This window comes from Methylobacterium sp. WL103, from assembly GCF_008039885.1.
Lineage (GTDB): Bacteria > Pseudomonadota > Alphaproteobacteria > Rhizobiales > Beijerinckiaceae > Methylobacterium > Methylobacterium cerastii.
On record NZ_VRUX01000607.1, the window covers coordinates 1 to 2,489 of the forward strand.

The 2,489-nt window shown below is 72.8% G+C and carries 2 protein-coding genes and 1 pseudogene; all 3 read right to left on the reverse strand.

Features of this window, described 5'->3' with window-relative positions:
• Window positions 1-487: Hpt domain-containing protein (locus FV222_RS23085; RefSeq protein WP_187277440.1), on the reverse strand; the 487-nt coding region annotated here is incomplete at its 3' end.
• A 19-nt stretch (window positions 488-506) separates the two neighbouring features.
• A complete protein-coding gene (locus tag FV222_RS23090; protein ID WP_147763782.1) occupies window positions 507-2,180 on the reverse strand; it encodes a methyl-accepting chemotaxis protein in 1,674 nt (557 codons plus the stop codon).
• A 56-nt stretch (window positions 2,181-2,236) separates the two neighbouring features.
• A pseudogene (locus FV222_RS30010) lies at window positions 2,237-2,489 on the reverse strand (chemotaxis protein CheW); the annotation flags it as partial.

The window sequence follows — 2,489 nt, forward strand, 5'->3', positions numbered from 1 at the left end:
GGGGCGAGGCCGGAGCCACGGCCGGGGCAGGAGCCGCCTCGATCGTCGGCACCGGTGCGGGCTGATCCGGCGGTTCCGCCTCGGCCGTCGGGGTTTCGGCGTCGTTCGCCGGCCGGGCTCCCTCCAGGCAGCGGTCGAGGGCTGCGATGGCGTCGTCCGGCATCGCGAGATCCGGGTCGGCCTTCATCCCGGCGACGTAGGCTTCGATCCGGTCGAGCGCGAGGTGGGTCGCGTTGCGGGCCTCGCGATCGAGGGGGGCGCCGGCCGACACCTGCTCGAACAGGCTTTCGAGCCGGTGCGCCACCGCCTCGACCGGCGGCAGGTCGACGGCCCGGGACGCCCCCTTGAGGCTGTGCGCCCGGCGGAAGATGTCGTTCCAGTCGGGCGCACGGCCGGTGCCCTCGGCCCCCAGGGCCGCGCGGATCGCGTCGATGTGCTCGCGGTGCTCGACCTCGAAGGCCGCGAGCAGAAGCTGGCGGATGTCGATCACGGCGCCCTGCGGCCGATCAATGCCGGTAGCGCTCGGCGAGCGCCATCAGCGCGCCGGCCAGCTCCGTGAGGTTGGCCGAGGCGGCCTCGACCTCGCGGGTGCCGGCGGCCGTCTGCTGGCTCGCCTGCCGGATGTTCTGGAGCGCGCCCATCACCTGCTCGATGCCGAGCTGCTGCTGGTTGGTGGAGGCCACGATCTGCTGGAAGGTCTGGACGTTCTCCTCGACGCGCGCCGTGATCTCCTCGATCGTCCGCTGTGTCGTGTCGGAGCGCGACTTGCCGGTGGCGGCGCGCTTCACCGCCTCCTCGGTCAGCATCACCGAGGTGTTGATGCCGCGCTGGATCTCCGAGAGGATGCCGCGCACCTGGGTGGTCGCCGCCTTGGCCTGGTCGGCCAGCAGCTTCATCTCCGAGGCCACCACCGCGAAGCTGCGCCCACTCTCGCCGGCCGCCGCCGCCTCGATCGCGGCGTTGAGCGCCAGCAGGTGGGTGCGCTCCGAGATGTCGTTGACCGTCTCGATGATGTCGCCGATCGTCTGGGTCTTCTCCGACAGGGCTACGATGTTGCCGGCCACCGCCTCCGCCTGCTCGCGGATCGCGTCCATGGCCTTGGCGGTGTCGGCCACCGCCCGCAGGCCCTGGCGTGAGGTCTGGGCGGTGGCCTGCGCGGTGGCGATCACCTCGCCGGCCCGCTTCGTGATCTGCGCACCCGAATGGGTGATCTCGTCCACCGTCGCCGCCGTCTCCTGCACCGCGGCGAACTGCTCCTCGACGGAGGCCGCCTGCTCCTGCGCCGAGGCGCGGATCTCGGCTGCGGCGGCGTTCAGGTCCGAGGTCGCGGCGCGGTTGGTGCGGGAGAGGTCGGCCAGGCCCGCCACCATGCCGTTCAGCGCACGGCCGAGGCGGCTGATCTCGTCGCCGCCGCGCACCGTCAGCGTCTGGGACAGGTCGCCGCCGCCGACCTTCTCGGCGAAGGCCATCACGCCTTCGAGCGGGCGCACCACCGCGCGGCTGATCAGGATGGTGACGAGGATGGCCAGCATGACGCTGGCGAGCAGCGTCAGCAGGATCGAGAGCCGCGAGCGCTCGTGGATGTCGCCGATCCCGCGCTGGCCGACGCTGATGCTGTCGTCGACGGCGACGCGGGTGCGCTCGACGGCGACGATGGTCGCCTCGTAGGCGCGGTTGATCTCGGCGTTGCGGCCCTCGACGCTGGCGACGTCGCCGGCGAGCGCCGCCACGAGCTGCGCCTCGCTGGCGTCCCGGTACGGGCGATAGATCTCGACGGCCTGGCGCAGGACGGCGTGGAGGCGGTCCCAGGCCGCCGTCCGGTCCACCGAGAGGGCGCGGTTGCGATAGGTGTCGGCCTCGCGGATCAGGTCGGCGAAGAGGCCTTCGGTCGAGGCGGCCGTGCGGCGCCAGGCGGCGAGGACGTCCTCCTCGCCCATGGGCCGGCCCTGCGCCTTCATCAGCGTGGCGATCACCGCGTTGCGGCGCATCACGCCGAGGTCGCGCGTCTGGTTGCCCAGGATGTCGAGCTGGCGCAAAACCGCGAGGTCGCGGGCGACGATGGTGTCGGTGGCGTCGCGGACCGACCCGATCTGGCCGATGGCGTAGAGGCCGAGGGCGACCAGCACCACCGTGACGGCGGCGAAGCCGAGGAGGATCCGTTTTCCGATGGAGATCGACAAGGCGGCTGATGCTCCGGGTCAGGCGGCGGCGTCGTGGATCGCGCGCGTCTCGCGTCTCAAGGCAGGGTGCGCCGCAGCAGTTGCGGCAGGTCGATGACGACGAAGTCGCCGAGGCCGGACGGGCCGGGATCGGCCGGGGCATAGCGCGAAACCGCATCGCTGCCGAATCCGCCCTCCGCACCCTCGGCGTCGCCTGCGACCTCGGCGAGATGGGCGAGCCCGAGCACGCGGTCGACGGCGAGCGCGGTCGGCGTCCCGCCGGCGCGAAGGACGACGAGGTGGCCGCCGGCGGCAACGTCCGCTCCCGGC